This window comes from Vibrio sp. EA2, assembly GCF_033042495.1.
Taxonomy (GTDB): domain Bacteria; phylum Pseudomonadota; class Gammaproteobacteria; order Enterobacterales; family Vibrionaceae; genus Vibrio.
This window is the reverse complement of sequence record NZ_JAWLID010000002.1, coordinates 525,576-548,484: the sequence shown is the minus strand read 5'-3', so window position 1 is coordinate 548,484 and position 22,909 is coordinate 525,576. Positions and strand designations below refer to the sequence as shown.

Annotated in this window: 22 protein-coding genes; 13 read left to right on the top strand and 9 right to left on the bottom strand. The window is 45.0% G+C overall.

The features are described 5' to 3' along the window. The first annotated feature begins 165 nt into the window (after nt 1-165). Nucleotides 166-750, top strand: a complete 585-nt coding sequence (locus RXX31_RS06765; protein ID WP_317588310.1) for an FMN-dependent NADH-azoreductase — start codon at nt 166-168, stop codon at nt 748-750. A 120-nt stretch (nt 751-870) separates the two neighbouring features. Here the strand turns inward: RXX31_RS06765 and RXX31_RS06760 are convergent, their stop codons facing one another. Continuing rightward, nucleotides 871-1,209: an NfeD family protein gene (locus tag RXX31_RS06760; protein ID WP_317588309.1), complete on the bottom strand. Its 339-nt coding sequence runs from the start codon at nt 1,207-1,209 to the stop codon at nt 871-873. A 326-nt stretch (nt 1,210-1,535) separates the two neighbouring features. On the opposite strand from RXX31_RS06760, the gene RXX31_RS06755 reads away from it, so the two are divergent. The 3 genes from RXX31_RS06755 to RXX31_RS06745 all read left to right on the top strand — a co-directional run bounded on the left by RXX31_RS06755 (nt 1,536) and on the right by RXX31_RS06745 (nt 4,061). Continuing rightward, entirely contained in the window at nt 1,536-1,913 is a 378-nt protein-coding gene (locus RXX31_RS06755; protein ID WP_317588308.1) for a DUF3316 domain-containing protein, read from the top strand. Between the two features lie 107 nt (nt 1,914-2,020). Beyond that, entirely contained in the window at nt 2,021-2,713 is a 693-nt protein-coding gene (locus RXX31_RS06750; protein WP_317588307.1) for a heavy metal response regulator transcription factor, read from the top strand. Then, nucleotides 2,706-4,061, top strand: coding sequence for a heavy metal sensor histidine kinase (locus RXX31_RS06745; RefSeq protein WP_317588306.1), 1,356 nt, complete (start codon nt 2,706-2,708; stop codon nt 4,059-4,061). The genes RXX31_RS06750 and RXX31_RS06745 overlap by 8 nt, the downstream gene beginning before the upstream one ends. Before the next feature lie 246 nt (nt 4,062-4,307). Here RXX31_RS06745 and RXX31_RS06740 read toward each other — a convergent pair whose 3' ends face one another. Together RXX31_RS06740 and RXX31_RS06735 are read right to left on the bottom strand one after the other, a co-directional pair. Further along, the gene (locus RXX31_RS06740; RefSeq protein WP_065300091.1) at nt 4,308-4,751 is read right to left on the bottom strand and encodes a DUF411 domain-containing protein; all 444 of its coding nucleotides are present in this window, start codon (nt 4,749-4,751) and stop codon (nt 4,308-4,310) included. Between the two features lie 18 nt (nt 4,752-4,769). Beyond that, the gene (locus tag RXX31_RS06735) at nt 4,770-5,402 is read right to left on the bottom strand and encodes a hypothetical protein (RefSeq protein WP_317588305.1); all 633 of its coding nucleotides are present in this window, start codon (nt 5,400-5,402) and stop codon (nt 4,770-4,772) included. Nucleotides 5,403-5,663: 261 nt separating this feature from the next. Between RXX31_RS06735 and RXX31_RS06730 the strand changes: the two genes are divergently transcribed. After that, nucleotides 5,664-5,840, top strand: a complete 177-nt coding sequence (locus tag RXX31_RS06730; protein ID WP_317588304.1) for a hypothetical protein — start codon at nt 5,664-5,666, stop codon at nt 5,838-5,840. Between the two features lie 249 nt (nt 5,841-6,089). On the opposite strand, the gene RXX31_RS06725 is transcribed toward RXX31_RS06730, so the two are convergent. The 4 genes from RXX31_RS06725 to RXX31_RS06710 form a co-directional block, all read right to left on the bottom strand. Further along, on the bottom strand, nt 6,090-6,452 hold the full coding sequence (locus tag RXX31_RS06725) for a cupredoxin domain-containing protein (protein ID WP_317588303.1): 363 nt from the start codon (nt 6,450-6,452) through the stop codon (nt 6,090-6,092). A 14-nt stretch (nt 6,453-6,466) separates the two neighbouring features. After that, nucleotides 6,467-8,728: a heavy metal translocating P-type ATPase gene (locus tag RXX31_RS06720; RefSeq protein ID WP_317588302.1), complete on the bottom strand. Its 2,262-nt coding sequence runs from the start codon at nt 8,726-8,728 to the stop codon at nt 6,467-6,469. A 47-nt stretch (nt 8,729-8,775) separates the two neighbouring features. Next, nucleotides 8,776-9,123 (bottom strand): c-type cytochrome, encoded by a 348-nt coding sequence (locus RXX31_RS06715; protein ID WP_317588301.1) that lies wholly within the window; start codon nt 9,121-9,123, stop codon nt 8,776-8,778. A 340-nt stretch (nt 9,124-9,463) separates the two neighbouring features. Continuing rightward, nucleotides 9,464-9,967, bottom strand: a complete 504-nt coding sequence (locus RXX31_RS06710) for a hypothetical protein (RefSeq protein WP_317588300.1) — start codon at nt 9,965-9,967, stop codon at nt 9,464-9,466. A gap of 240 nt (nt 9,968-10,207) precedes the next feature. Between RXX31_RS06710 and RXX31_RS06705 the strand changes: the two genes are divergently transcribed. The 3 genes from RXX31_RS06705 to RXX31_RS06695 all read left to right on the top strand — a co-directional run bounded on the left by RXX31_RS06705 (nt 10,208) and on the right by RXX31_RS06695 (nt 13,106). Continuing rightward, nucleotides 10,208-10,552 carry a hypothetical protein gene (locus RXX31_RS06705; protein ID WP_317588299.1) on the top strand — a complete coding sequence of 115 codons (345 nt, stop codon included), beginning with the start codon at nt 10,208-10,210 and terminating at the stop codon, nt 10,550-10,552. Between the two features lie 9 nt (nt 10,553-10,561). Further along, complete coding sequence (locus tag RXX31_RS06700; RefSeq protein WP_317588298.1) at nt 10,562-12,502, top strand: alkaline phosphatase D family protein; 1,941 nt, start codon at nt 10,562-10,564, stop codon at nt 12,500-12,502. Between the two features lie 163 nt (nt 12,503-12,665). After that, complete coding sequence (locus tag RXX31_RS06695) at nt 12,666-13,106, top strand: TerB family tellurite resistance protein (protein ID WP_317588297.1); 441 nt, start codon at nt 12,666-12,668, stop codon at nt 13,104-13,106. A 208-nt stretch (nt 13,107-13,314) separates the two neighbouring features. On the opposite strand, the gene RXX31_RS06690 is transcribed toward RXX31_RS06695, so the two are convergent. After that, complete coding sequence (locus RXX31_RS06690) at nt 13,315-13,845, bottom strand: 3'-5' exonuclease (protein WP_317588296.1); 531 nt, start codon at nt 13,843-13,845, stop codon at nt 13,315-13,317. A gap of 437 nt (nt 13,846-14,282) precedes the next feature. Between RXX31_RS06690 and RXX31_RS06685 the strand changes: the two genes are divergently transcribed. From RXX31_RS06685 to RXX31_RS06675, 3 genes are read left to right on the top strand one after another with little or no spacing between them, the layout of a single operon-like run. Then, a complete protein-coding gene (locus tag RXX31_RS06685; protein WP_317588295.1) occupies nt 14,283-14,915 on the top strand; it encodes a DUF2760 domain-containing protein in 633 nt (210 codons plus the stop codon). Beyond that, the gene (locus RXX31_RS06680; protein WP_317588294.1) at nt 14,915-16,879 is read left to right on the top strand and encodes an Hsp70 family protein; all 1,965 of its coding nucleotides are present in this window, start codon (nt 14,915-14,917) and stop codon (nt 16,877-16,879) included. Before RXX31_RS06685 ends, RXX31_RS06680 begins: the two co-directional genes overlap by 1 nt. Before the next feature lie 55 nt (nt 16,880-16,934). Next, nucleotides 16,935-19,742, top strand: a complete 2,808-nt coding sequence (locus RXX31_RS06675) for an Hsp70 family protein (RefSeq protein WP_317588293.1) — start codon at nt 16,935-16,937, stop codon at nt 19,740-19,742. Between the two features lie 74 nt (nt 19,743-19,816). Here the strand turns inward: RXX31_RS06675 and RXX31_RS06670 are convergent, their stop codons facing one another. Continuing rightward, nucleotides 19,817-20,011, bottom strand: a complete 195-nt coding sequence (locus RXX31_RS06670; protein ID WP_237316658.1) for a hypothetical protein — start codon at nt 20,009-20,011, stop codon at nt 19,817-19,819. A gap of 86 nt (nt 20,012-20,097) precedes the next feature. Here RXX31_RS06670 and RXX31_RS06665 point away from each other — a divergent pair, with 86 nt between their 5' ends. Both RXX31_RS06665 and RXX31_RS06660 read left to right on the top strand, forming a co-directional pair. Next, on the top strand, nt 20,098-20,784 hold the full coding sequence (locus RXX31_RS06665) for a DNA-3-methyladenine glycosylase I (RefSeq protein WP_317588292.1): 687 nt from the start codon (nt 20,098-20,100) through the stop codon (nt 20,782-20,784). 383 nt (nt 20,785-21,167) lie between these two features. Further along, on the top strand, nt 21,168-22,907 hold the full coding sequence (locus RXX31_RS06660) for an ABC transporter transmembrane domain-containing protein (protein WP_317588291.1): 1,740 nt from the start codon (nt 21,168-21,170) through the stop codon (nt 22,905-22,907). The last annotated feature ends 2 nt before the right edge of the window (nt 22,908-22,909 follow it).

Below are 22,909 nucleotides of genomic sequence, written 5' to 3'. Positions count from 1 at the left end.
TACATAAAACTGCGCGAATTGTATCACAACAGGGCCAAAACAAGACAACGGAAAGGTTATTCAATTTTTTCGAACAACTTAAGCAAACACGTCGGCTTTAGAATATCAGTTCGTTGCTTATAATGCGTTACATAGTCGAAAGCACTTATTTAAGGAATAAGCATTATGTCTCGTGTACTAGCTCTAAAATCAAGCATCCTTGGCGACCACTCACAATCAAATAAATTGGTTGAAGAATTCATCAAGAATGTAGGTCAAGACAAACTAACTGTTCGTGATCTTGCTGCGAACCCACTGCCAGTACTCGATCTGACGGTAGCGACAGCACTACGCTCGGCAGGTGATCTTTCTCAAGAACAACAGCAAGTTGTCGACTTGTCGGACGCGCTTATCGAAGAAGTTAAAGCAGCGGATACGCTAGTAATTGCAGCACCAATGTACAACTTCACTATCCCAACTCAGCTTAAAAACTGGATTGACTTGATTGCTCGCGCAGGTGTGACATTTAAATACACAGAAAATGGTGTTCAAGGCCTATTCGAAAACAAGAAAGCGATAGTGGTAACAACGCGTGGTGGTATTCATAAAGATACAGCGACAGACAACGTAACACCTTACCTACGTACCGTACTTGGTTTCGTAGGCATTGCTGACGTGGAATTTGTTTACGCTGAAGCGCTGAACATGGGTGAAGATGCGGCAGCGAAAGGCATCACTGAAGCACAAAGCCAGCTAGCGACTCTGGCTTAAGCTTCACTCAAACCTAATAGATCTGAAAGGGATGGCGAGATGCCATCCCTTTTTTCATTGTAACTACTAACTTATACACGTTGTAAAAGTTTTCCTGACGCTGTTTATTGTTCTCGCCATTCAATGTTTACTACGTTTAATGTCCAACGTATTCCCATGAACCGAACAAACCTCGACATGCTCGCCTGATTGCAACTGCTCATCAGAACGCGCATTCCAATATTCATTGTTTAAACGAACCTTATATAACCCGTTCTTTATGCCGACTATTGTCCCCACTTGGTGAAGAAGCGCTTCAGCCCCCGTAACAACGGGTAAATGCATCGCACGATAGGCAAGCCAATAGATGATCACAGAAATCGTAAAAATCAGGCCATAGACTGGAATCGCGATGGATAAAGGAGCCAACCAAAAAATTGGCAGTACTAATAAAGGAAGTGCGAGTAAAACATGACACATAATGGATTAGCTCGATTGACACTTTAAATAAGTATAGTTCGCAATCAGCAGGTTATATATCAGGTTCCGGGTGTCAAAAGCTCCCTGCATCAAACACAAAACTCTTATAATACTCCTGTAAGATTGATCGCGTTATGTTCTCTATTTAATTGAATCCAAAAATTTGTTCCCAGTTTTTAAGCCCCCTATATGACAAATTCCGTTGTGTCTGATCGTGATTAAAAACTGACCTTTGATGACAAAAAAGTCACTTTACTGAAAGGATGGTGTCAGAGGTGATATTCAATAATGTCAACACTGAAAACAAGCACTCAAAGGATAAAAACATGAACAAAATCAAAACGGCTCTTTTCGTTACTGTAATGACATTAACCAGCGCATCTGCATTGGCTCAACCGCTTTACACGGCAGGCAACTACGTTAGCCGAGAAGAAATGAAAACGATTTATGTCGCACCAACGTCAACGTCGGATGAAGCTTATCAACAAGCGTTATCGGAACTTAATACTCTTAAATCGTTGCCAGCCAGCGAACTGAACAAAGAGTTCAATATTTTGACCTTCAATGTGAAATCACGAAGCACGCACTTGAACGATGGGGGTTTCGTCACGGTACAAGAACGCATGAATGAAAATGGTCAACTGGAGTACCTGGGTAAGGTGAACGTAAAAGTGCATTATGTCGAACGTCGTGATAATCAATAATGTCATGTCGATGGAAAAGAGTATACTGTGGCTCACATTATGCTCTTTTTTAACTATTTATACTGAGCGTTTACCCATCCCGCTAATGATGATATAGGTAAGTTAACTTGAAGATACTGATCGTCGAAGATGAACATAAAGCCGGAGAATATCTACAAAAGGGTTTGATTGAGTCTGGGTATGTAGTGGACTTAGTGCACGACGGTGTCGACGGGCTCTACCACGCGACCAGTGAAGAGTATGACCTGATTATCCTCGACATAATGTTGCCAAAACTCGACGGTTGGCAGGTGCTTAATACATTGCGCAGTAGCGGGATTCACACGCCAGTCATTATGCTGACAGCGAAAGAACAAGTAGAAGATCGTGTACGTGGTTTCGAACTTGGCGCCAATGATTATGTAGTAAAACCATATGCATTCGCTGAGCTAATGGCACGAATTCAAAATGTATTTCGTCATCATACTGCAGCGCAGGTGGTCGCTTCGCCTCAAACATTGCGCGTTGCGGATTTGGAACTGGATATGATAAAACGAGTTGCCACCCGAGCAGGACACTCAATCCCCCTTACAGCCAAAGAATATGCGCTATTAGAACTGATGATGCGGAAAGCGGGACAAGTTCTTTCGCGCACCACGATTGCCTCGTTAGTCTGGGATATGAATTTTGACAGTGATACCAACGTCATTGATGTGGCGGTGAAACGCCTGCGCAATAAAGTAGATAAACCTTTCGATAAACCAATGATTCACACCATTAGAGGAATGGGCTACAAATTAGAAGATATCTCGGATGCTTAAATTTCCACTCCCTTTCTCTATGAAAAACAGGCTCGTGCTGATGTTCATTGGCATGACGTTTGTCACCTATTTTTCTTTGGCATTCATTCTTCAGTATGCGATAGAACGCCACTTCTACACCCAAGACTTCAACTATATCTCCAGTAAGTTTAATGCCATTGACAAGGATTTAGAAAAATCGCCGGAGTCAGTATTCAAACAGTCAAACAGCACCCCACTCTACATGTGGGTGTTTGAAGGCGAGAACATTCTCTATAAAAACTCACGCCTAACAATTCCTAAAGTCCGAGCTTATGCCCTCAGCTCTCCACAAATTTTAAACAACGACCGGGCGATAGAATGGAGCGAAGATTCGCTCAATATACGAGCCTTTGCATTTCAGGCGGGCGACTATGTGGTCGTGCTTGGTATGAGTATCAATCACCACTTTTTATTTTTAGACAAGTTGAATTGGATTCTATTCTGGTTACTTGGCTTTGCATTTATCGTCTCTTCTGTATTTAGCAGCTTTATCGTAAAGCGAGGGCTTCAGCCGCTGGTTGGACTTAATAAGCACATTCAGCAGGTTTCGCTAGAACAAATGGGGATCCGTGTCGATCCTGATTCTTTGCCAACAGAACTTAGAGACTTGGCAAATAAACACAATGCAATGCTCGATAGATTACAGATGGGGTTTCGTCGGTTAAGCGAGTTTTCTTCGGATATTGCCCATGAATTAAAAACGCCACTTACCAATATTACGACGCAAAACCAGGTTATTCTGGGGGCCTGCCGATCTCCAGAAGAGTATCAGGATGCGATAGCCTCAACGTTAGAAGAGCTCTATCGCATCACTAAGACCATCAACGATTTGCTGTACATCGCGAAAGCAGAAAACAAGCTAATCCATCGCAATGACGAAGTGTTCGCAGTGCATGAGGAACTTGCTCGCCTAGTGGAGTATTTTGAGATACTCGCTGATGATGCCGAAGTGCAGATAGTAAGCTCTGGTAAAGGGCGACTCTACATGGATAAGAATATGTTTGAGCGAGCCGTGGGCAATTTGCTTTCTAATGCCATTCGCCATGCTTATGCTCATTCGACGATCACTATTAAAGTACAAGAAGTCGGCAAACACTTAACAATATCAGTCAGTAACCAGGGTGACGAGATTCCTAAGCAAAGCTTACCGTATATTTTCGATCGTTTTTATCGGGCAGATAAATCACGCCAAAATCTGGGGAGCATTGGCGCTGGATTAGGCTTATCCATCACTCAATCAATTGTGCACGCCTATGATGGTGAGATAAATGTAAAGTCTAAAGGCCAACATACGGCCTTCCAAATCACCTTGCGCTCCGCGAGTTAGTTATGTCTCATGGCACGAACAATCCGGCCAGTAGTATGTAAGTGGCCGGATTGTTATCTGAAAACAAATGAACTCTAACCAAAGAAATAAGCTAACGCTAAGATCAAGACTAACAACACACCTATCCCTTTAAGCATAGAACCCATTTCGTTATTGTTGGGGCCTCCTGCAGGAGGTCGATTACAGCAACTCATAATATATTCTCCATGTTATACGCTAATACCAAAACTCTTAAGCAGTAGCGCGTTAGTCATATTTTTTATACAGGCTTGGTTTACCATTTTTATCGAAAGCGACAACGTTGAAGTTTTTATATGCTTCTCCATCACGAGCCATACCTGGGGAATATCGAGGCATTCCTGGTACTGATATGCCTGATATATTTGCCGGACGTTCTTTTAGAAGACGGGCTACCTCTGCCTCTGGAACATGACCTTCAATCATATAGCCATCAATAATCGCGGTATGGCATGAGCTAAGTTGTTTAGGCATATTGAAAGGCGCTTTCACTGAATCCCAGTTGTGTTGTTTGTGAACGTTGACTTGATAGCCTTCTTTCTCCATTGTGGCCGCCCATTGGCTGCAACAACCACATGTTGGTGATTTATAGAGTTCCACGACCGGGTTAGCGAAGGCATTTACACTAAACACAAGTGCTGAAATTGCGGTAATGTTAAGATACTTTTTCATCAAATTTCCCTTAATTTTTTAGAACATGACATGCATGTCAAGAACATGCTGTTTGTACTTCAATCTGTAATCACCGGCATTTGAGGTCCATGAGTAGGATTTTGTCTCATAAGGTTCAATTGACAACGCACGACCAGATCCAATCGGCTTCAACGTCAAATCCAGGGTTTCAAAGGTTTTGTTTAAAATAACCAGTTGATTAGTATTGCTTTTGTCGACGTTTACTTCGGTGTATGAAGCGTCTCCATCGATCGTCCATTCAACGAGATGTAGTTTACCTAAGGCTTTTAGATATCCCGCCAACGCATACTTTTCTCCATCGCTAAGCGCATTATTCAGGAGCTGCATTGTCGGTTCATTTTTTAGCGCATCATTTATCTGGCTTAATGAGTGGTCTCGTATATTGCCTCCCACGTTACCACCCCCTTGTGCAAACAGACCATGGCAGGCGCTGCAGCCATAACCACCAACGGTACGAAAAAGCGTTTCAGCTTGTTTAAATTTTGCGGAATCCAATGTTAATGCTGGTACACCTTGGTTTGCCTCTTCTACACTAATTTGTTCCATTGGGTGATTATGGGCAAATGCGGTAAGTGCATGAGAACCTAATAGAAAGGCAGAAAAACAGACTAAAAATCTTCTGGTATTCATGAAGTTACCTTCTCGCGCTTATAAGCACGGCTACTAAGTGTTCGTTAAACTAATGACGTGGATGAGCAGGTTATATTGACAAGCGCTATTTAGAATGAGCTTGTGAATGTAACGATGGACAGAGCGATAGCCCTTGAAGGATTTATACTATTGGAGGTCGGTATAACGAACGAGTAACCGAGTTGGCATACTCGACAGTGTCTGCAAGGAAAGGTATCAAACGAGAGGTTTGATGATGACTAACGATAACTTGTGATATGAGTGGATAACTGGCCGTACAGCTTGCGGGACAGCATTGATGCGCAGAAACATCGCTATTTGCTGTGTCATGGCAGTCAGTTTTTACAGCGAGAATCTCATGTTGTGATGATGAACAATCTATGTGTGCATCATGTGATAGAGAGAGTGACGGCTGCGCACTCAGAACTGGTGAATTAAGAGATGCATTAACAGGCATACTGGAGAGCACTAAAGCAACCAGTGTTAGCCCAGTCAACCAAATTGTGTGCAGCGGTTTTAGCATCACAACCTCTCAATTACCGATACAATATCGATTTACAAAACTCACTTAAAAAATATAAACCCTTCCCCTAGGGAAAGGTCAATAGGTTCGAACAAAAAACCGCACTAATGCTGAGTTTTTTAAGGCATATATACCCAGCCCTATTCTTCTTATCCGCCGACACCTCATTTTTTATCCATAATAATTAACGTACCACGGTACATTTGCATCTGACAGGTAAAGCTATATTCTCCTGGTGCTCCGGGAAGCAAAAAAACATCTTTATTTTTGTTCAGTGGCAGCTCTTCACTAATATCGAAGTCGGCAAATACCACGGTCGCAGCGCAAGGTGAAGCATCTTTGCGCAGAAACCGTAATGTTATAGGCTTACCTGCCTCTACTCGTACACGTGATGGCTCATAGGTACCGTTTTCAACTTTTATCGTTATTACCCCCTTATCCGCCGTCACCTCTTTTGCTTTATACAGCCAAAACCACCAGACAATTAAGCCTATTAACAGCAGCCCGAGTAGATTAATTATTATCATGTCACTCCCTCCCGTTAATGTTCTTTTGCCTTAAACAACCGTAATCGATTTGCATTACTCACTACGGTTAATGATGAGAATGCCATTGCCGCGCCAGCGATTACAGGATTTAACAGCACCCCGAAGAACGGATAAAACAGTCCGGCAGCAAACGGAACACCAGCGACGTTATAAATAAACGCTCCGAATAAGTTTTGTTTTATATTGCGTAACGTTGCTTTACTTACCGCTATAGCATCCGCAAGACCGTGTAAGGATCCTCGCATCAATGTAATATCAGCACTCTCAATAGCCACATCGGTTCCTGTACCGATGGCAAAGCCAACATTGGCCAAGGCCAGAGCAGGAGCATCATTGATACCGTCACCGGTCATGCCAACGATTTCCCCCTCGATTTGAAGCTCTGCGACTTTATTTGATTTATCTTCAGGCAAGACTTCTGCGAAAAACTCCTTAATTCCCACTTTTTCGGCAACGGCTTTGGCTGTTGCCCTATTGTCGCCGGTGAGCATCACGACGCGAATACCATTGTTCTGCAATCGCTTGATTGCACTGATGGAGTCTTCTTTTATCGGATCGGAAACGGCAATGATGGCAGCTAGCTTACCATCGACGGCAAGGTACATAGGTGTCTGCGCTTCTTTGGCCATTAGCTGAGCCGTTTCGATATGTGGTTCAATATCAATTGACTGATCGCGCATCAGCTTTTCGTTACCAAAAAACAATCGATGTCCACGGACGACGCCTTCGACTCCATGTCCGGCTATCGCCTGAAATTTCTCAGCATGTTCAGGCACCAAGTCCCGATCTTGGACTGATTCAACAATCGACAACGCCAATGGGTGTTCGGAACCTGCCTCAAGGCTGGCAGCCAATTGCAATACTTCATTTTCATCAGAGGCTTCTGCCAAATGGATACGGGTCACTTTAGGCGACCCCAGCGTTATCGTGCCGGTTTTATCAAGGATCATGGCGGTTATTTTTGACGATGTCTGCAAAGCCTCACCATTTCGGATCAATACTCCGGCTTCTGCGGCTTTACCGACCCCAACCATAACGGACATAGGTGTTGCCAACCCCAAAGCACAAGGACAGGCAATAATTAACACAGAGGTAGCAGATACAGTGGCAAAGGCGACTGCGGGGGCTGGGCCAAAGTTGAGCCACATAAGGGCACTGACGATGGCAATAATCATCACTACGGGCACAAAATAAGCAGAGATGACGTCAGCAAGGCGTCCAATAGGCGGCTTTGAGTTTTGTGCCCGCTTCACCATGCTTATAATTTGCGCCAACGCGGTATCTTTACCAACCCTGGTCGCTTCAAATAAGATTGAGCCACTTTTGTTCATTGTCCCTGCGACCACCTTATCACCAGTGACTTTCTCGACTGGCATAGGCTCACCCGTCAACATCGATTCATCTACGGTGGTGTGGCCCTCTAGTACCTCCCCATCCACTGGAATTTTTTCTCCCGGCCTGACTCTGACGTTATCACCAAGCAGTACTTGCTCAATAGCAATATCAACATCTTTACCATCTCGATTTACCCGAGCCGTCTTTGCCTGTAAGCCAATTAACCGCTTAATCGCTTCTGATGTTCGCCCCCGAGCTTTTATCTCCAGGGCTAAACCAAGGTCAATTAAGCCAATAATCATGGCGGAAGCTTCAAAATAGACATGGCGTGCCATTTCCGGTACAAAATTCGGGAAAAAAACCACGACCATGGAATAAAGCCATGCCGTTCCAGTACCTAGTGCAATGAGGGTATCCATATTAGCGCTATGGTTGACAAAGGACTTCCATGCGCCAATATAAAAATGCTTGCCCGAGAAATACATCACCCCTAAAGTCAGCAATCCGACGACAAACCATGCAATTCGCTCTGTGGTTGTTGTGACTGTCATTTCACCGATAACAATACTGTAGAGCATTAAAGGAATACCAATTGACAAGGCGACTGTCATTTCACGTATCAAGCGCTTGTAGTATGCCCAGTCGGCTTGCTCTTTGTCATCCAGCAACTCTTCATCGCTTGCTTCTTCGCTACTTCTGGCGTTATACCCCACACGCTCAACCGCTTTTATCAACATCTCAGGAGAGGCGCTTCCCGTTACTGTCACGGTACGTAAAGCAAAGTTCATTGTGGCATTGTCTACGCCATCTACCTCCAATAAGGCTTGCTCTATCTTTCTGGTACAACTGGCGCAGGTCGCCCCATCGATGATTAGCTCATACGTCACACCATGCTCATTATGGATATGAGAATTGTTCACTTGAACCTCCTCTGCTTATTGAGGCTTGATACAACCCACTAGAAAGGTTAGTGATCCTGCGCCTCTGTCCCCGAAGTACCTTCGGCCAAATAATTGACTAAATCATCTAGATCCTGTTCACTCATCATCCAACGTGGCATTGTCGAATCCAGATGCTCTCCGGACGGGTCGACACCGAAGGTTATCACCTTTTTAAGACTTTCTTTGTCGTAAGCCGGATGATCGCCATGTCCATCACCATGATCGCCAAACAAAACCTCGGCTTTCAATGAAGGAGCCTTCTGCCAGAAAGACGGATACATCCGCCGACCACCTTCGCGGTACTCGCCATGGCAGTCGGCACAAGCAGTAAAATGCATCCGAGCATGCATATTACCCTCTTGATAAGTAATCATACTTCCGCTTTGACTCCTTCCGGTGAAATATATCTGTTCACCGTTTGTAGGGTATGTGCGGCTCTTATCTACTGTGGAATACATGTGGCTAACCGACATATCACAACCGACTAATACAAGGGCGGTAAGAAGCCACCCCCACCGTAGTTGCCTTATTTGTATTTTCATGCCCAATGAACCTCGATGAATAGCTAAAAATTACTGTATGACAGTTACCTATACTGAAAAAATAATTTCTCCATGATGTAGGTAAAAAGGAATTCCCTGAAAATAGCTATAACGGGACATAGTGAAAGGATAAGGTATCGAAATGGCAGTCAGCATATTGGCGTGATACGTTTCATGTAAAGTCGTCATCTGACCTTTGTTCTATGTTTTCCATTGCGCTTACATAGAGTTGCTCTAAATATGCCTCTGCCTCTTGCACCCTATTTTCTATCATTGCATCGAACGCAACGTCACTGGGAATCTCTATTTCCTCACCTTCGCTCACTTCTAATGAGTTAACGTAAAGCACTAACCATCCGTCGCCCTCCAAATGCCCCTCTCCGTGAACCACAAAGAAACGTTTGGCGAACTCGTCATTGGTACAGTTTGATCCCTCAATTTGAATATTGAATGACGAATCGATGCTCATCTTACTCATGCCATCGAATTCATCAGACGCATTACAAACGGCCTTAACCTTTGCTCGATAAACAAAATTTAGCTGGGATAATAATGTTTTAGTTTTCATCCCCATGAGAATGGGTGATATTTTTCGCGGTGACAAATCCGACCTTTGATCTCGTTGTAAAATAGAAACACATTCAAGCCCCAACCATAAATGCCAGAAGTGAGGCATGCCGGAGCCATTTCACGTATTTTCTATAAAATTGGTCGATAAAAAAGCAATCATTCGTTAATTGAAAATTTACGCTTATGTTCTTTCTAAATGGGCCGTTACAATGTGAAAAGTTGTCATATACGTGACAGAATAAATCTTATGCTTTGATAAATTGGCATTGAATCTCGTTGAAATAGAATGAATTACCTAACGAGTTGTGCCAGTTATGTCGCTAGCCCTAACGATAACGAATAAAAAGTGAAAGTATCAGAACTCATTTCCATCCTTAATAATTTGCCGACCAACACTGACCCAGATATTGTTATGGGAGAAGAGTGGCTGCCGGAAAGATTGGTGGAAACACAACTCGACGGCAATCTGTTATTTTTGAGCTTCGACAATGCACCAGAAGAATGTCAGGCAGAAGAAGGTCGGGGTTTCGTTGACCATGAAATTGACTTAATTCGTACGCGCCTAAAACAGGTTCTGAACGAAGACAGCGATAACGCTTCAAAGGCAGAAGCAATGCTGGGGTTATTTCTCGCAGGCCATGAATTAAGTAGCGCTCAAGTCATAGAACTATTAGAAGAACCAGACAAATAAGGAACCAGTTTGGCTGCATCATTAGACACTATCCAACATCCTCACCTTCCTCTTATTATTGCGGGCCCGATTCTGCGCAAAGTGACCGCGTCAGAAATTAATATCTGGTTGGTCACTACACAGCCCTTAGAAGGGGTCATCGAAGTGACCGATGCAACTTCTGAGGCTTGCTATCACTCTGAGGATTTTGAGCAACTTACTCAGCTTCAGGTCGGTCAACGAGCTTGGGTCTGTTTGCTGACATTAAAAGCTGACTTCCCGACTCACCAGCCACTCCGGTATCAGCTCCACACGCAAAATGGTTTGCTGACAGAGCTTTTGCCCCACTTGGGTTATGAGCAGGATGGGGATATTCAAAAAGGGATAGAATTTTTAATCAGTGAGAAAGCCGATTATGTTATTCATGGTTCGTGTCGCAACCCACAGCACTTCAGTGAAGATGCCTTAGTTACGGTGGATTCAAAAGTCGCTCATCAGGACGTAGAGGATCGCCCAGACATGCTTCTCATGAGCGGCGATCAGGTTTATGTCGACCATGTTGCTGGGCCAACCTTAGATGCGATTGAACAAGTGATCACGTTATTAGGCTTGCCAGATGAGCAGTTTGAACAAGCCCTGATTTCAGATACTAAAGCGCTATATCAACACCCTGCATGTTTTTATGGTCGCGACAAACTGCTGCCACATTACGTCGATGACGAAAGCCTGCTAAGTCAGTTTTTCCCTAACCGCGGTACCCCTATTTTCAGTTCCAAAGAGTGTGAAAATCACCTGATCAGTTTTGCAGAATGCTTTGCGATGTACTTATTGGTTTGGTCTCCGACATTATGGGCACTGGTCAAGCGAGATCGGCTGTTAGAGAATAAATTTAATGTCGGAGGCAATACACTAACGCCCGACTGGCAACAAAAGTGGCGTGAAGAAAAGACCGAGATAGATAAGTTTGTCAGCGGATTGGATCGTGTTCAGCGTCTTCTCGCTCATGTTCCGACTTATATGATTTTTGATGATCATGATGTTACTGACGACTGGAATTTAACCATTGGCTGGGAGCAGGCAGCGTATAGCCACCCTTTTGCGAAACGCATCATCGGTAATAGTCTGATTGCCTATTGGTTCTGTCAGGGCTGGGGCAACGCTCCGGAAAAGTTCGATGAGACGTTTATGACTCGTATAAAAGACTTTCTGGAACAAGGATCCTCTGACGCTCAAGATGGACTGATTCACACTCTGTATCGCTTCGAAAACTGGCACTACACCATCCCCACTTCCCCAAAGGTTGTGGTTCTGGATACCCGAACTCGACGCTGGCGTTCAGAATCTAAAATGAATAAACCATCTGGCTTGATGGATTGGGAAGCCTTGATCGAGTTTCATCAAGAGCTAGTCCATGAAGATAAAGTGATCATTGTTTCTGCGGCGCCGATGTTCGGTGTGAAGTTTATTGAATCTTTACAACGTGTGTTTACCATGTTTGGTAAACCATTATTGGTTGATGCAGAAAACTGGATGGCACATCCCGGCAGCGCCAACACACTTGTCAGTATTTTCACTCATACCAAGACACCGACTAACTTTGTGATTTTATCCGGTGATGTCCACTACTCTTTTGCCTATGACATCAAATTACGTTATCGAAAAAGTAGTCCGAATATTTATCAAATCACCTGTAGTGGCATTAAAAATCAATTTCCTACACGGCTGCTGACGATATGTGACGCACTGGACAGAATGCTATATAGCCCTCGTTCGCCATTAAACTGGTTCACTAAACGTAAACGACTCAAAATTTACAAACGGGCACCAAGTAGTCACAACTTTTACCGTTTGGTTAATCATAGCGCGATTGGAGAGTTACACCTCGATGACGAAGGCAAACCTCGCCAAATCAGTATATTGACGAGTGATAATGAAGAAATTCATTTCCCACCGACGAAAATCGAAACCTAACAGGTCGGCAACCAAAACCCTGTGCTTAAATTGATCACCATGGCTCATAAGCTCGTAACAGACTAGAGTTAATGTATAGAATTCGTAATTTCAGGTGCTACCCCTTGAGATTTAATACACACATAACCATGTTTACAAGATAGTTATCAGCTTGGTGTTCATTATGTTCAATTCTCTCACATCTTTGTTTAAACAGCTTCTCGAGGGCGAGGATCTGGCACAGACTAATACTCTGTCTCCCAATATGGCGATAGCCTGCTTGCTGTGTGAAGTCTCTGGTGCCGACTACCAAGTGGATGAAAAAGAGCTAGAGACAAAACATTCCCTGCTCATGAAGTTACTTGAATTAAGTTCGGAAGAAGCTACACAACTGCTGGAACAAGCCGCACAAAAGACAAAAGATTCGGCTTCGTTGTACGATTTCACCTCTCAGTTAAGGGAGTTGACTCAGGAAACTCGTTACGACTTGATAAAGAGTATGTGGGAAGTTGCTTACGCCGACGGTGAGATAGACCCACTGGAAGACGCTGTGATTCGTAAAACTGCCGAACTGCTGTACGTCGACCACCATGACTTTATCAGAGCGAAGCTTCAATCTCAGTAATCGCGCAACACAATCCCCACTGTTACTTTTTAAACGTCCAATAAAAAACGCGCTGAAAAGCGCGTTTTTAAGTACAAGCCAATGAGTTGTTATTTTAATACTGGTTAAGGTAAGAATTTGTTTGACACGGTACAAACTAACGTCTTTTCATGACAGAAAAACATAAGTTGGATTAAACATTCTTTACAGGCTCATACCTAAAACATAGTTAGAGCATGGTTAGCGCAAGTTTGGCAAGGTTATAAGCATCAACATAACCAGAGTGTTGACGGCCTTCCCAGTCAATCCCTTTCGCTTCTTGCGCGGCTCTGTGACCAATACGCTTATCTTTAAGGCGGTTTTGAATACGGTAAAGCGTCGCTAGGTTAATAAATTCGGTAAAGGGTGCTTCAATTCCTTTTTGCTTACACTCTTCCAGCAAAATCGTGTCGTCTCGGCCCCAAGAGGCATAAATTTTGTTGCGCCCGCCGAAGTTCTTAACCATAGACTTCAACACTTCTTCAAGTGGTCGGCCCTGCTTCTCAATTTTACGCGGTGTAATACCGGTTAACTCTGCACAAAACAGTGAAACTTCGTCATGCTCAGGCTTAACGTAGTATTGAGCACGCTTAACGATCTCACCCTTAGACAAATCTATTTCAGCCAACCCGACTTCGATTATCTCGCCAGTGCGACCGACGCCATTTTCGTTCCAGCAACACATTTCTAAATCGAAGCATACGATACGGTTATGGTTCATAGTTTGTCTTGATTCCTAACGTAGATTTGAAAGCGTGAGATTCTACCTCAACGCCATGTAAAACTCGAATTCGCTTGCTGATTTAATCGCCGAACGCACAGCAGCAAAGCTATTTTATCTAGTGAAGATTAAAAACTAGTTCCCACAAAGGTGTAAAAAGCACGATATATAACGTCGACGAAAACTGAAGCAAGGTGTCATTAATTAAGGAAATATCGTGTTGATAACCAGCATTGGCCTTTAAAGCGTGTTCCAATCGTTGATTTTTCGCGCTAATCGTGCGGTAAATTTACGAATTATTACAGCGTTAAGCCTTGAATATGCTAACATCCGACATCATTTTAGTGTCTAAACTTGGTGCAGGATCGCAAAGACGATCATTTTAATAAACACATTGAGCCTATGCACCAATGAATCAATAGAAAGAGAAAAACGTCATGAACATTGATTTGAACCTAATTCCTCAAACGTTCGATATGCTTCACGCTGGTCTTGCTGCTTCGAGCGTATTGCTTTTGCTGGTTGCTGTATCACGTAAATCGAAAGTAATTGAGAAAGTGGTAGAAAAACCGGTTGAGAAGATCGTCGAGGTTGAAAAACCTGTCGAGAAAATCGTTGAAGTTGAAAAAGTGGTTGAAGTAGAGAAAGTGGTTGAAAAAGTGGTTGAGGTTGAATCAAAACTTGCAACAGCTTCTACCGACTCGGCAATGCAACTGCTTTCTATCATGCAGCAAGAAGCTCGCCTAATTGACTTCCTACAAGAAGACTTAACTTCTTTCTCTGATGAAGAAGTTGGCGCGGCCGCTCGTGTTATCCACACTGGCGGACAACAAGTATTAAGCGATTACGTGACACTTGCACACGTACGTAACGAAGACGAAGAAACACGCATTACGGTTGAAGAAAACTTTAACCCACAAGAAATTCGTCTGACTGGCAATGTAACAGGCAGTGCGCCTTTCCACGGAACACTGGTTCACAAAGGCTGGAAGGCAACGTCTATGAACCTGCCTAAACTGGCTGAAAACTACGACGCATCTGTGATCGCACCAGCTGAGGTTGAGCTGTAATGGAACACATGAACCAAGAAAACACTTCTCAAGAAGAAAATACCCACGCGGCGACTGAACAACAGTCTCCTCAATTCAGCGTTGGTATTGACTTAGGTACAACACACTGTGTGATGTCTTTTGTTGATACTCACGATGAAGACGCTCGTGTAGAAGTCATGTCAATCCCGCAATTGACAGCACCTGGCACAGTAGAAACTCGCAGCCAACTCGGCTCGTTTCTATACCAACCTCACGAACATGAAATGAATCCGCAGTCTCGCGTACTACCGTGGTCAAGCGAGCCTAAAGCTCTGGTTGGTGCGATAGCGCGTAACCTAGGTTCAAAAACGCCTATCCGCTTAATTGCCAGTGCAAAATCTTGGCTTTGCCATGGTGGTGTTAACCGTCGTGATGCTTTCCTTCCAGCAGGTAGCCCAGAAGAAGTTGAGAAAGTATCGCCTCTTCGCGCAACAGAACTGTACCTAGAGCATCTGAAAGACGCCTGGAACCACACTCACCCAAATCATAAGCTTGCTGAGCAAGAAGTGACGATTACGGTTCCTGCATCTTTCGATCCGGCTGCTCGTGATCTGACAGCAGAAGCTGCTCGCAACGTGGGTTTTGTTCACCTGACTCTACTCGAAGAGCCTCAGGCTGCTCTTTATAACTGGATCGACAACAGCAATGACAAGTGGCGCGACGAAGTTGAAGTTGGCGACATCGTGCTGGTTGTTGATATCGGTGGTGGTACCACTGACCTTTCCTTGGTGGAAGTCACTGAAGATGACGGTAACCTGAGTCTTAGCCGTATCGCAGTAGGTGAGCATATCCTGCTTGGCGGTGACAACATGGACCTTGCGCTTGCGTACCGCTTGAAAATGAAACTTGCTCAAGACGGCAAAGATCTACAACCGTGGCAAGTTCAGGCGATGACACATGCGTGCCGTGATGCAAAAGAAGCGTTACTCAACGACAGCGAGCTACAATCTGTGCCAATCGTTGTTCCTAGCCGTGGGTCTAAACTGCTTGGCGCAACGCTTAAGACCGAACTGACTCAGGAAGAAGTACAGCAAACTCTGGTTGATGGCTTCTTCCCACAAGTTGCGATTACTGATCACCCTGTTCAACGTAACCGTGGTGCACTAACGCAAATGGGCCTGCCTTACGCACAAGACGCGGGCATCACTCGTCACATCGCTGCATTCTTATCTAAGCAAGCAAACGCACAAAGTGGCGCTGAATCGGCTCCAGAGCAAGACTTCAACCCGTTTGCGAACATGCCTGGCATGCCGGGTGCAGACGCTGCGCCATCGGCAGATTTCATCAAACCAACCGCGATTCTATTTAACGGTGGTGTGCTGAAATCAACGCTATTGGCTTCTCGCTTAGAAGACACCATTAACGAGTGGTTGCTGGAAGCAGATACCGAAATGGCAAAACGTCTGACTGGCGTAGATTTGGACCTTGCAGTAGCAAGTGGCGCAGCTTACTACGGTTCAGTTCGTCGTGGTCAGGGTGTTCGTATCCGTGGTGGTATTGCTTCGGCTTACTACGTCGGTATTGAAAGCGCAATGCCAGCGATTCCGGGTATGGCGCCTCCAATGGAGGCTCTATGTGTAGCACCATTCGGTATGGAAGAAGGTTCAAGCGTTGACGTTCCAAGCCAGGAGTTTGGTTTGATCATCGGTCAACCAGTGAACTTCCAGTTCTTCGGTTCAACCGTTCGTCGTGATGATCTGGCTGGTACCCACCTTGATCACTGGGCACCGGAAGAGCTTGAAGAGTTACCAGAAATTCAAGTAACGCTACCAGTCTCTGAAGGTCGTCGTGAAGGTGAAGTCGTTCCAGTTACTCTGGCTTCTCGTGTTACCGAGCTTGGTACGCTTTACCTGGAAGCGATTGCCGCTGATAACGGTCAAAAATGGCACGTTGAGTTCGATGTGCGTGAAGACGCGAAAAGTGACTCAAACGAAGAAGAATAAATAGAAATCAAACGGCATCCAATCGGGTGCCGTTTTTAAATACACGAAGGTTTGTATGGCATCTCCTAGTTTTCTAGTTGGTATTGACCTTGGCACCACAAACACCGTGGTTGCCTACTGTGAAATCACCGACAACCTTGAACAATCCGAAGTATCGCTATTTGAAATTGACCAATTGATTGGTCCTGGTGAAGTGGTTCGTAAGCCGCTGTTACCTTCTTTTCGTTACCATCCTGCTCCGGGACAAATCTCCCCTTCTGATTTGACACTCCCTTGGGAAATCCAGCCAGTCTCTGGCGACATCAAGAATGTCATTGTTGGTGAATGGGCTCGCGAGCTAGGCGCAAAAGTTGAAGGCCGTCAGGTATCCAGTGCGAAAAGCTGGCTATCACACCAAGCCGTAGACCGTAGCTCAGACATTCTGCCTTGGGCAGGCGCACACGACGTTGATAAAGTCTCACCTGTTATTGCCAGCGCCAGTTACCTGAACCATATCCGCCAGGCGTGGAACTACCGTCATCCTAGTAACAAACTGGAAGACCAGGATGTAGTGGTTACCGTTCCTGCATCGTTCGATGAAACCGCTCGTAAACTCACCCTTGAAGCGGCCGAGCTTGCTGGTTTGAATAAAATCGTTCTGCTCGAAGAGCCACAAGCGGTATGTTATGACTGGTACGCACGGCACCAACAAACCGCAGCCGACGAGCTCAGAGAACTGCCTCTTATCTTAGTTTGCGATGTGGGTGGTGGTACGACCGACTTAAGCTTAATTGAAGCTAAGTTTAAAAATGATGAGTTAGCGCTAGACCGTATCGGAGTCGGCGAACACCTTATGCTGGGTGGTGATAACCTCGATTTGGCATTGGCGCACCTGGCAGAAAGTCGCTTTAATCAAAACAAAAAGCTGACTGCCGCAAGCCTGACAAAACTGATTCAGCAGACCCGTAAAGCGAAAGAGAATCTACTCTCTTCCAATGCACCGGAAGAAGTGAAAATCACCATGCTTGGGAGCGGCTCTAAACTACTTGGTGGCACCAAGAGTATTGGGCTGAGTAAACAAGAAGTGCACCAAATTGCTTTGGATGGTTTCTTCCCGCTTTCTGAATTTAATGAAGTACCAGATAAACGCCGCAGTGCGGTGGTTGAGTTCGGCCTGCCATACGTTGCAGACCCTGCGGTAAGTAAGCACGTTGCCGAGTTCTTGTCTCAACATCAGCAAGTTTCTCGCGCTGCACTTGGTATAGCAGACGATAAACAAAACGCAATTCCTGTGGGTTTACTGCTCAACGGTGGTGTGTTTAATAGTGACCTTGTCACAGATCGTGTCACTACCCTACTCTCTGACTGGCGCGGCGCTCCTATCACGGTTTTAGATAACCCACACCCCGACTGGTCAGTGGCCCTTGGCGCGGTTGCTTTTGGTAAAGCGCGTCGTGGTGCACAGCTAAAAATTGGTGGTGGTGCTGCTCGATCTTACTTCCTGCATCTGCAAGAGAAAAACAAAATGGGCAAAGCGCTTTGTTTACTGGCAAAAGGAACGGAAGAAGGTCATGAAATTCGTCTAAGTGGTCGTCGATTCTCTCTTACACTGGGCGAACCGGTTCGATTTAATCTACTGACTTCAACCCACGATACGCTGACCAACAACACCGCGATTCAAAATGGTGTGATGGTTGACGTTGATCCTGATTTGTTTGTTCCACTTCCGCCTTACATCACCACGCTAGAAGGTGAAGGCGCAGAATTACACGCAAACCAAAAAGAGCGTGTCGAGGTTCAACTCGCTTGTCAGTTAACTGAGGTGGGCACACTCAAAATGGAATGTGTCAGCGCAGAAGACGACAGTAAACGTTGGGGGCTGGAGTTTGAAGTTCGTAATAAACAAGCCGACGACAACGAAGAAGTACAGCTTCATCCAAAGTTAAATGAGTGTAAGGAGCTTATCGCACGTCTCTACAGCGGTAATAAAAAGAGTGCCGACAGTAAAGAGATCAAAACCTTAGCGAAAGATCTTGAGAAGAAACTGGGTAAACGTGATGAATGGGACTTCACCACTCTTCGTCAATTGTTTGATGCGTTTGCTCAAGGCAGAAAACGTCGCCGTCGTTCAGAACCACACGAGAAGAACTGGTTGCGTCTCGCGGGCTTTTCACTCCGCCCAGGATTTGGCGACCCAACAGACTCATGGCGTATCGAGCAAGTTTGGGGTCTCTACCAACAAAACATTCAGTTCAAAAACCATCAAGGATGGACAGACTGGTGGGTATTCTGGCGTCGTATTGCTGGTGGCCTGAGCCAGGAGCAACAAGAAACGATTCTGGCTGACATTGCGAAATACTTACACCCTGGCGCGATGAAGAACCCACAATCGGCTAAAGCCGCGCAGGATATGGGTTATGAGTCAATGGTTCGCCTGTCAGCGTCACTGGAGCATCTGGAAGTGGAAGACAAAGTACTGCTAGCGACTTGGTTCCTGAGCAAAGCCGTCAACCACAATCAATTCCAACAAGCGCACTGGTGGGCAATGGGCCGACTTGCTTCGCGTACTCCGCTATACGGCAGCCAGCACAATGTCATACCACGTGAGCAAGCGGAACAGTGGCTTCCTAAACTGCTTGAACAAAACTGGCAAAAAGAGCCGATGATCGCGTTTGCTGCTGTCATGATTTGCCGCAAAACGGGAGACCGATTGTTCGATATTTCAGACGACTACCGTAAGCAGGTTCTGAACAAACTGAAACAGAGCAAAGTCCCTGACTCTTGGGTTTCTCTGGTTGAAGAAGTCAAAGAGCTGTCTGAAAGCGAATCGAAACGTGTCTTTGGTGATGCACTTCCTAGCGGTCTATCGCTGGTTCATCACTAAGATATCTCAAACAACAGCTCTCTAAATGCACAAAGCCCTCAACGAAGGGCTTTGTTTTATCTTGTTAAACACGGCTAATTCATCTCTGTCGTAATCACCACATCGCGCGTTTCATTGTCCATATCACTGATGCCAACCACCGAGACTTCCCTATCAGATAGGGTCTCGATTATGCTGTCTTCTAATCCACCATCGGCTAGCCAAGTATAAAATTTCTCTGCGATGCGCTCCGAACCTTCCCCAACAAACGTTAATGTGACCTTCTTCATTTGTGACACTCCATCAATTTACGATTCAGCAACTTAAGCGTAGTATGTTTGCCTAACATCTACACGACACGAGTTCGAAATCTTTTATGACCATTGAAAAATTTGACGCGATTTATCAACGCGCTGCCGAGCGTAAAGGCGGTACAGATAAACTTGAAGCCCTGCTTACTCAGCCACTAAGTAAACAAGAGTTAGCAGCGATACCGAATGACCGTTGGTTAGCTGCATTTTCAATGAAAGTATTTCAGAGTGGCATCTCATGGAGTGTGGTACGTAACAAATGGCCCAACTTTGAAGAGGTCTTTTTTGGTTTCAAAATCGAGCCATTACTTATGCTTTCTGACGAGCAGTGGGAAACAAAAGCGACTGACGAGCGTATCATCCGTCATCTGACAAAAGTAATGTCGATTCCGGCCAACGCTCGTATGATTCATGAAGTCAGCATTGAATACGGCTCATTCGGTAAAATGGTCGCAGATTGGCCGCAAGAGAACATCACCGAGCTTTGGGCTTATTTAAAAAAACATGGCAAACGTCTCGGCGGTAATACTGGTCCATATACCCTACGCCAGATGGGTGCCGACACGTTTATCCTCTCTAACGATGTTGAGTCTTACCTGCGTAACTGCAAGATCATCGAAGGTGGTAAAGATACCAAGAAGTCTCTGGATGCAGCCAACAAAGCCTTTATTCAGTGGCAAAAAGATAGTGGCCGAAGTCTAACGGAGATCAGTCAAATCATTGCATTTAGTACGGGTGATAATCGAATTTAGCATACCTCTTATGCTCTTCGCTTTCATAAACCAAGCCAGGCTTGATTGAAAAGAATGTATGAGCTTAATTTCATTCGATCCTCTCTCGCAAAACAAAATTCTTTTGCTTTAAAGCGTTGATTGAACTCAGTTAAACTGTGTTTTAGCGCTTTAAACCATCGAACAGATCTGAAACCACCAAAACGGTATAATTAACATTAATTTCACATAATCTTGTTACATTGGCGGGTTGCAGTAATAAAGTCAGAAATTAGATAGAGCATATATTCAAATTCAATACAAAATATCGTATTCATGTCTGCTTAATATTTGTACTTGTAAACTTTTCATTTCGCCTAATAATGGTTCCATAATAATTTCAAATATTTAAGTTGGGAGGCGGAATGAGAATTTTCTGGCAGCTACGTTGGTATTTCAAACAGAAATGGAAACATTACGTTGGCTCCATTCTACTACTGGCACTGATCTCCCTCCTCCAATTAATACCGCCAAAAGCGGTAGGCGTGATTGTAGATGGTGTTGTCGATAACACTTTAGAAACAAGCACGTTAATCATGTGGTTGTTAGGTCTTACCGCCATATTCGTCACGATTTATGTCTGCAGAATACTGTGGCGGATATGGTTGTTTGGCGCGAGTTGGGAGCTAGGAACCATCCTGCGTAATAAGCTTTACCGCCATCTTTCAACGCAACCACCTCGTTTCTTCGAACGTTACAAAACCGGCGATTTAATGGCTCGCGGCACCAATGACGTCAGAAACATTGTCATGACCGCAGGCGAAGGCGTGCTCACCGCTGCGGACTCGTTAATTACAGGCATTGCGGTTCTTATCGTGATGGTAACCCAGGTTAGCTGGAAGTTAACGGTTATGGCGCTATTGCCAATGCCGTTTCTCGCCATCATCATTTTCTATATTGTGCGCATCCTTCACCAGCGTTTCCGCATTGCACAGGAGGCTTTCTCTACGATGTCAGATATGACTCAAGAGTCGTTGAACGGCGTCCGCATGTTGCGTGCTTTCGGATTAGAGAAGCAAGAACAACAGCGCTTTGAAGAGGTTGTTGACGACACGGGGGCAAAGAATATTGCGGTTGCTCGTGTGGATGCGCGTTTTGATCCTGCTATTCAGCTGACTATCGGCCTTTCGTTTTTACTCAGTGTCGCTGCAGGTGCGTACCTCGTTGACAAGGGGGAAATCTCTCTTGGTGACTTAACCGCTTTCACGATGTATTTAGGCCTTATGATTTGGCCAATGCTGGCGTTTGCTTTCCTGTTTAACATTTTGGAGCGTGGCTCGGCGGCATGGAATCGCCTGCAGGAAATCTTTGATGAGCAGCCTGAAATTGTCAGTGGAGACACTCCGCTGCAAGATAAACCGTTACCCCTGAAAATCAATATCGATAAGTTTCATTGGTCGAGAGATTTACCTCCTGCCCTGGCAGACATTAACGTGACGCTAGAGCCTGGCAAAATGTTAGGAATTGCAGGCCCAGTAGGGAGTGGTAAATCGACCTTATTGACGCTGCTTTTCCGCCAGCACGACTTGGAACATGGCACGATTAAATTTGGTGATGTATCGATTAAAGATGCCCAGCTAGCGCAATGGCGAAATCGCTTCGCTGTTGTGAATCAAAGCCCATTCCTGTTTTCAAAATCGATTTTTGACAACATCGCATTAGGAAATCCCAAAGCGTGCAAAGAAGAAGTGTACCGAGCCGCAAAACTGGCCTGTATTCACCAAGACATCGAGAAGTTTCCAGACGGATACAACACCGAAGTGGGTGAAAAAGGCATTACGCTTTCTGGCGGTCAAAAACAGCGTATTGCGATTGCGAGAGCGATGTTACTCAATGCTCAGGTCCTGGTTTTGGATGACGCACTGTCTGCCGTGGATGGACGCACAGAGCACCAGATTCTGAAGAACCTTGAGACACACTATCGTGACCAAGCCTTAATCGTCATCGCTCACCGTTTAACGGCACTTAAATCGGCGGATGAGATTATCGTCCTCAACCACGGCCACATTACGGAGCGAGGTCGTCATCAGTTATTAGAGCAGAACCAAGGGTGGTATGCGGAAATGTTGCAGTACCAGAAACTAGAGCAGGCAATGGAGGAGTAACC

What these genes read in the sequence shown, in the direction of transcription:
- RXX31_RS06740 (WP_065300091.1), bottom strand. Translation starts at nt 4,751, where the DNA reads ATGAAAAAGTATCTTAACATTACCGCAATTTCAGCACTTGTGTTTAGT.
- RXX31_RS06765 (WP_317588310.1), top strand. Translation starts at nt 166, where the DNA reads ATGTCTCGTGTACTAGCTCTAAAATCAAGCATCCTTGGCGACCACTCA.
- RXX31_RS06660 (WP_317588291.1), top strand. Translation starts at nt 21,168, where the DNA reads ATGAGAATTTTCTGGCAGCTACGTTGGTATTTCAAACAGAAATGGAAA.
- RXX31_RS06680 (WP_317588294.1), top strand. Translation starts at nt 14,915, where the DNA reads ATGGAACACATGAACCAAGAAAACACTTCTCAAGAAGAAAATACCCAC.
- RXX31_RS06690 (WP_317588296.1), bottom strand. Translation starts at nt 13,845, where the DNA reads ATGAACCATAACCGTATCGTATGCTTCGATTTAGAAATGTGTTGCTGG.
- RXX31_RS06670 (WP_237316658.1), bottom strand. Translation starts at nt 20,011, where the DNA reads ATGAAGAAGGTCACATTAACGTTTGTTGGGGAAGGTTCGGAGCGCATC.
- RXX31_RS06710 (WP_317588300.1), bottom strand. Translation starts at nt 9,967, where the DNA reads ATGCCTCACTTCTGGCATTTATGGTTGGGGCTTGAATGTGTTTCTATT.
- RXX31_RS06685 (WP_317588295.1), top strand. Translation starts at nt 14,283, where the DNA reads ATGAACATTGATTTGAACCTAATTCCTCAAACGTTCGATATGCTTCAC.
- RXX31_RS06725 (WP_317588303.1), bottom strand. Translation starts at nt 6,452, where the DNA reads ATGATAATAATTAATCTACTCGGGCTGCTGTTAATAGGCTTAATTGTC.
- RXX31_RS06665 (WP_317588292.1), top strand. Translation starts at nt 20,098, where the DNA reads ATGACCATTGAAAAATTTGACGCGATTTATCAACGCGCTGCCGAGCGT.
- RXX31_RS06755 (WP_317588308.1), top strand. Translation starts at nt 1,536, where the DNA reads ATGAACAAAATCAAAACGGCTCTTTTCGTTACTGTAATGACATTAACC.
- RXX31_RS06745 (WP_317588306.1), top strand. Translation starts at nt 2,706, where the DNA reads ATGCTTAAATTTCCACTCCCTTTCTCTATGAAAAACAGGCTCGTGCTG.
- RXX31_RS06760 (WP_317588309.1), bottom strand. Translation starts at nt 1,209, where the DNA reads ATGTGTCATGTTTTACTCGCACTTCCTTTATTAGTACTGCCAATTTTT.
- RXX31_RS06675 (WP_317588293.1), top strand. Translation starts at nt 16,935, where the DNA reads ATGGCATCTCCTAGTTTTCTAGTTGGTATTGACCTTGGCACCACAAAC.
- RXX31_RS06695 (WP_317588297.1), top strand. Translation starts at nt 12,666, where the DNA reads ATGTTCAATTCTCTCACATCTTTGTTTAAACAGCTTCTCGAGGGCGAG.
- RXX31_RS06735 (WP_317588305.1), bottom strand. Translation starts at nt 5,402, where the DNA reads ATGAATACCAGAAGATTTTTAGTCTGTTTTTCTGCCTTTCTATTAGGT.
- RXX31_RS06715 (WP_317588301.1), bottom strand. Translation starts at nt 9,123, where the DNA reads ATGATTACTTATCAAGAGGGTAATATGCATGCTCGGATGCATTTTACT.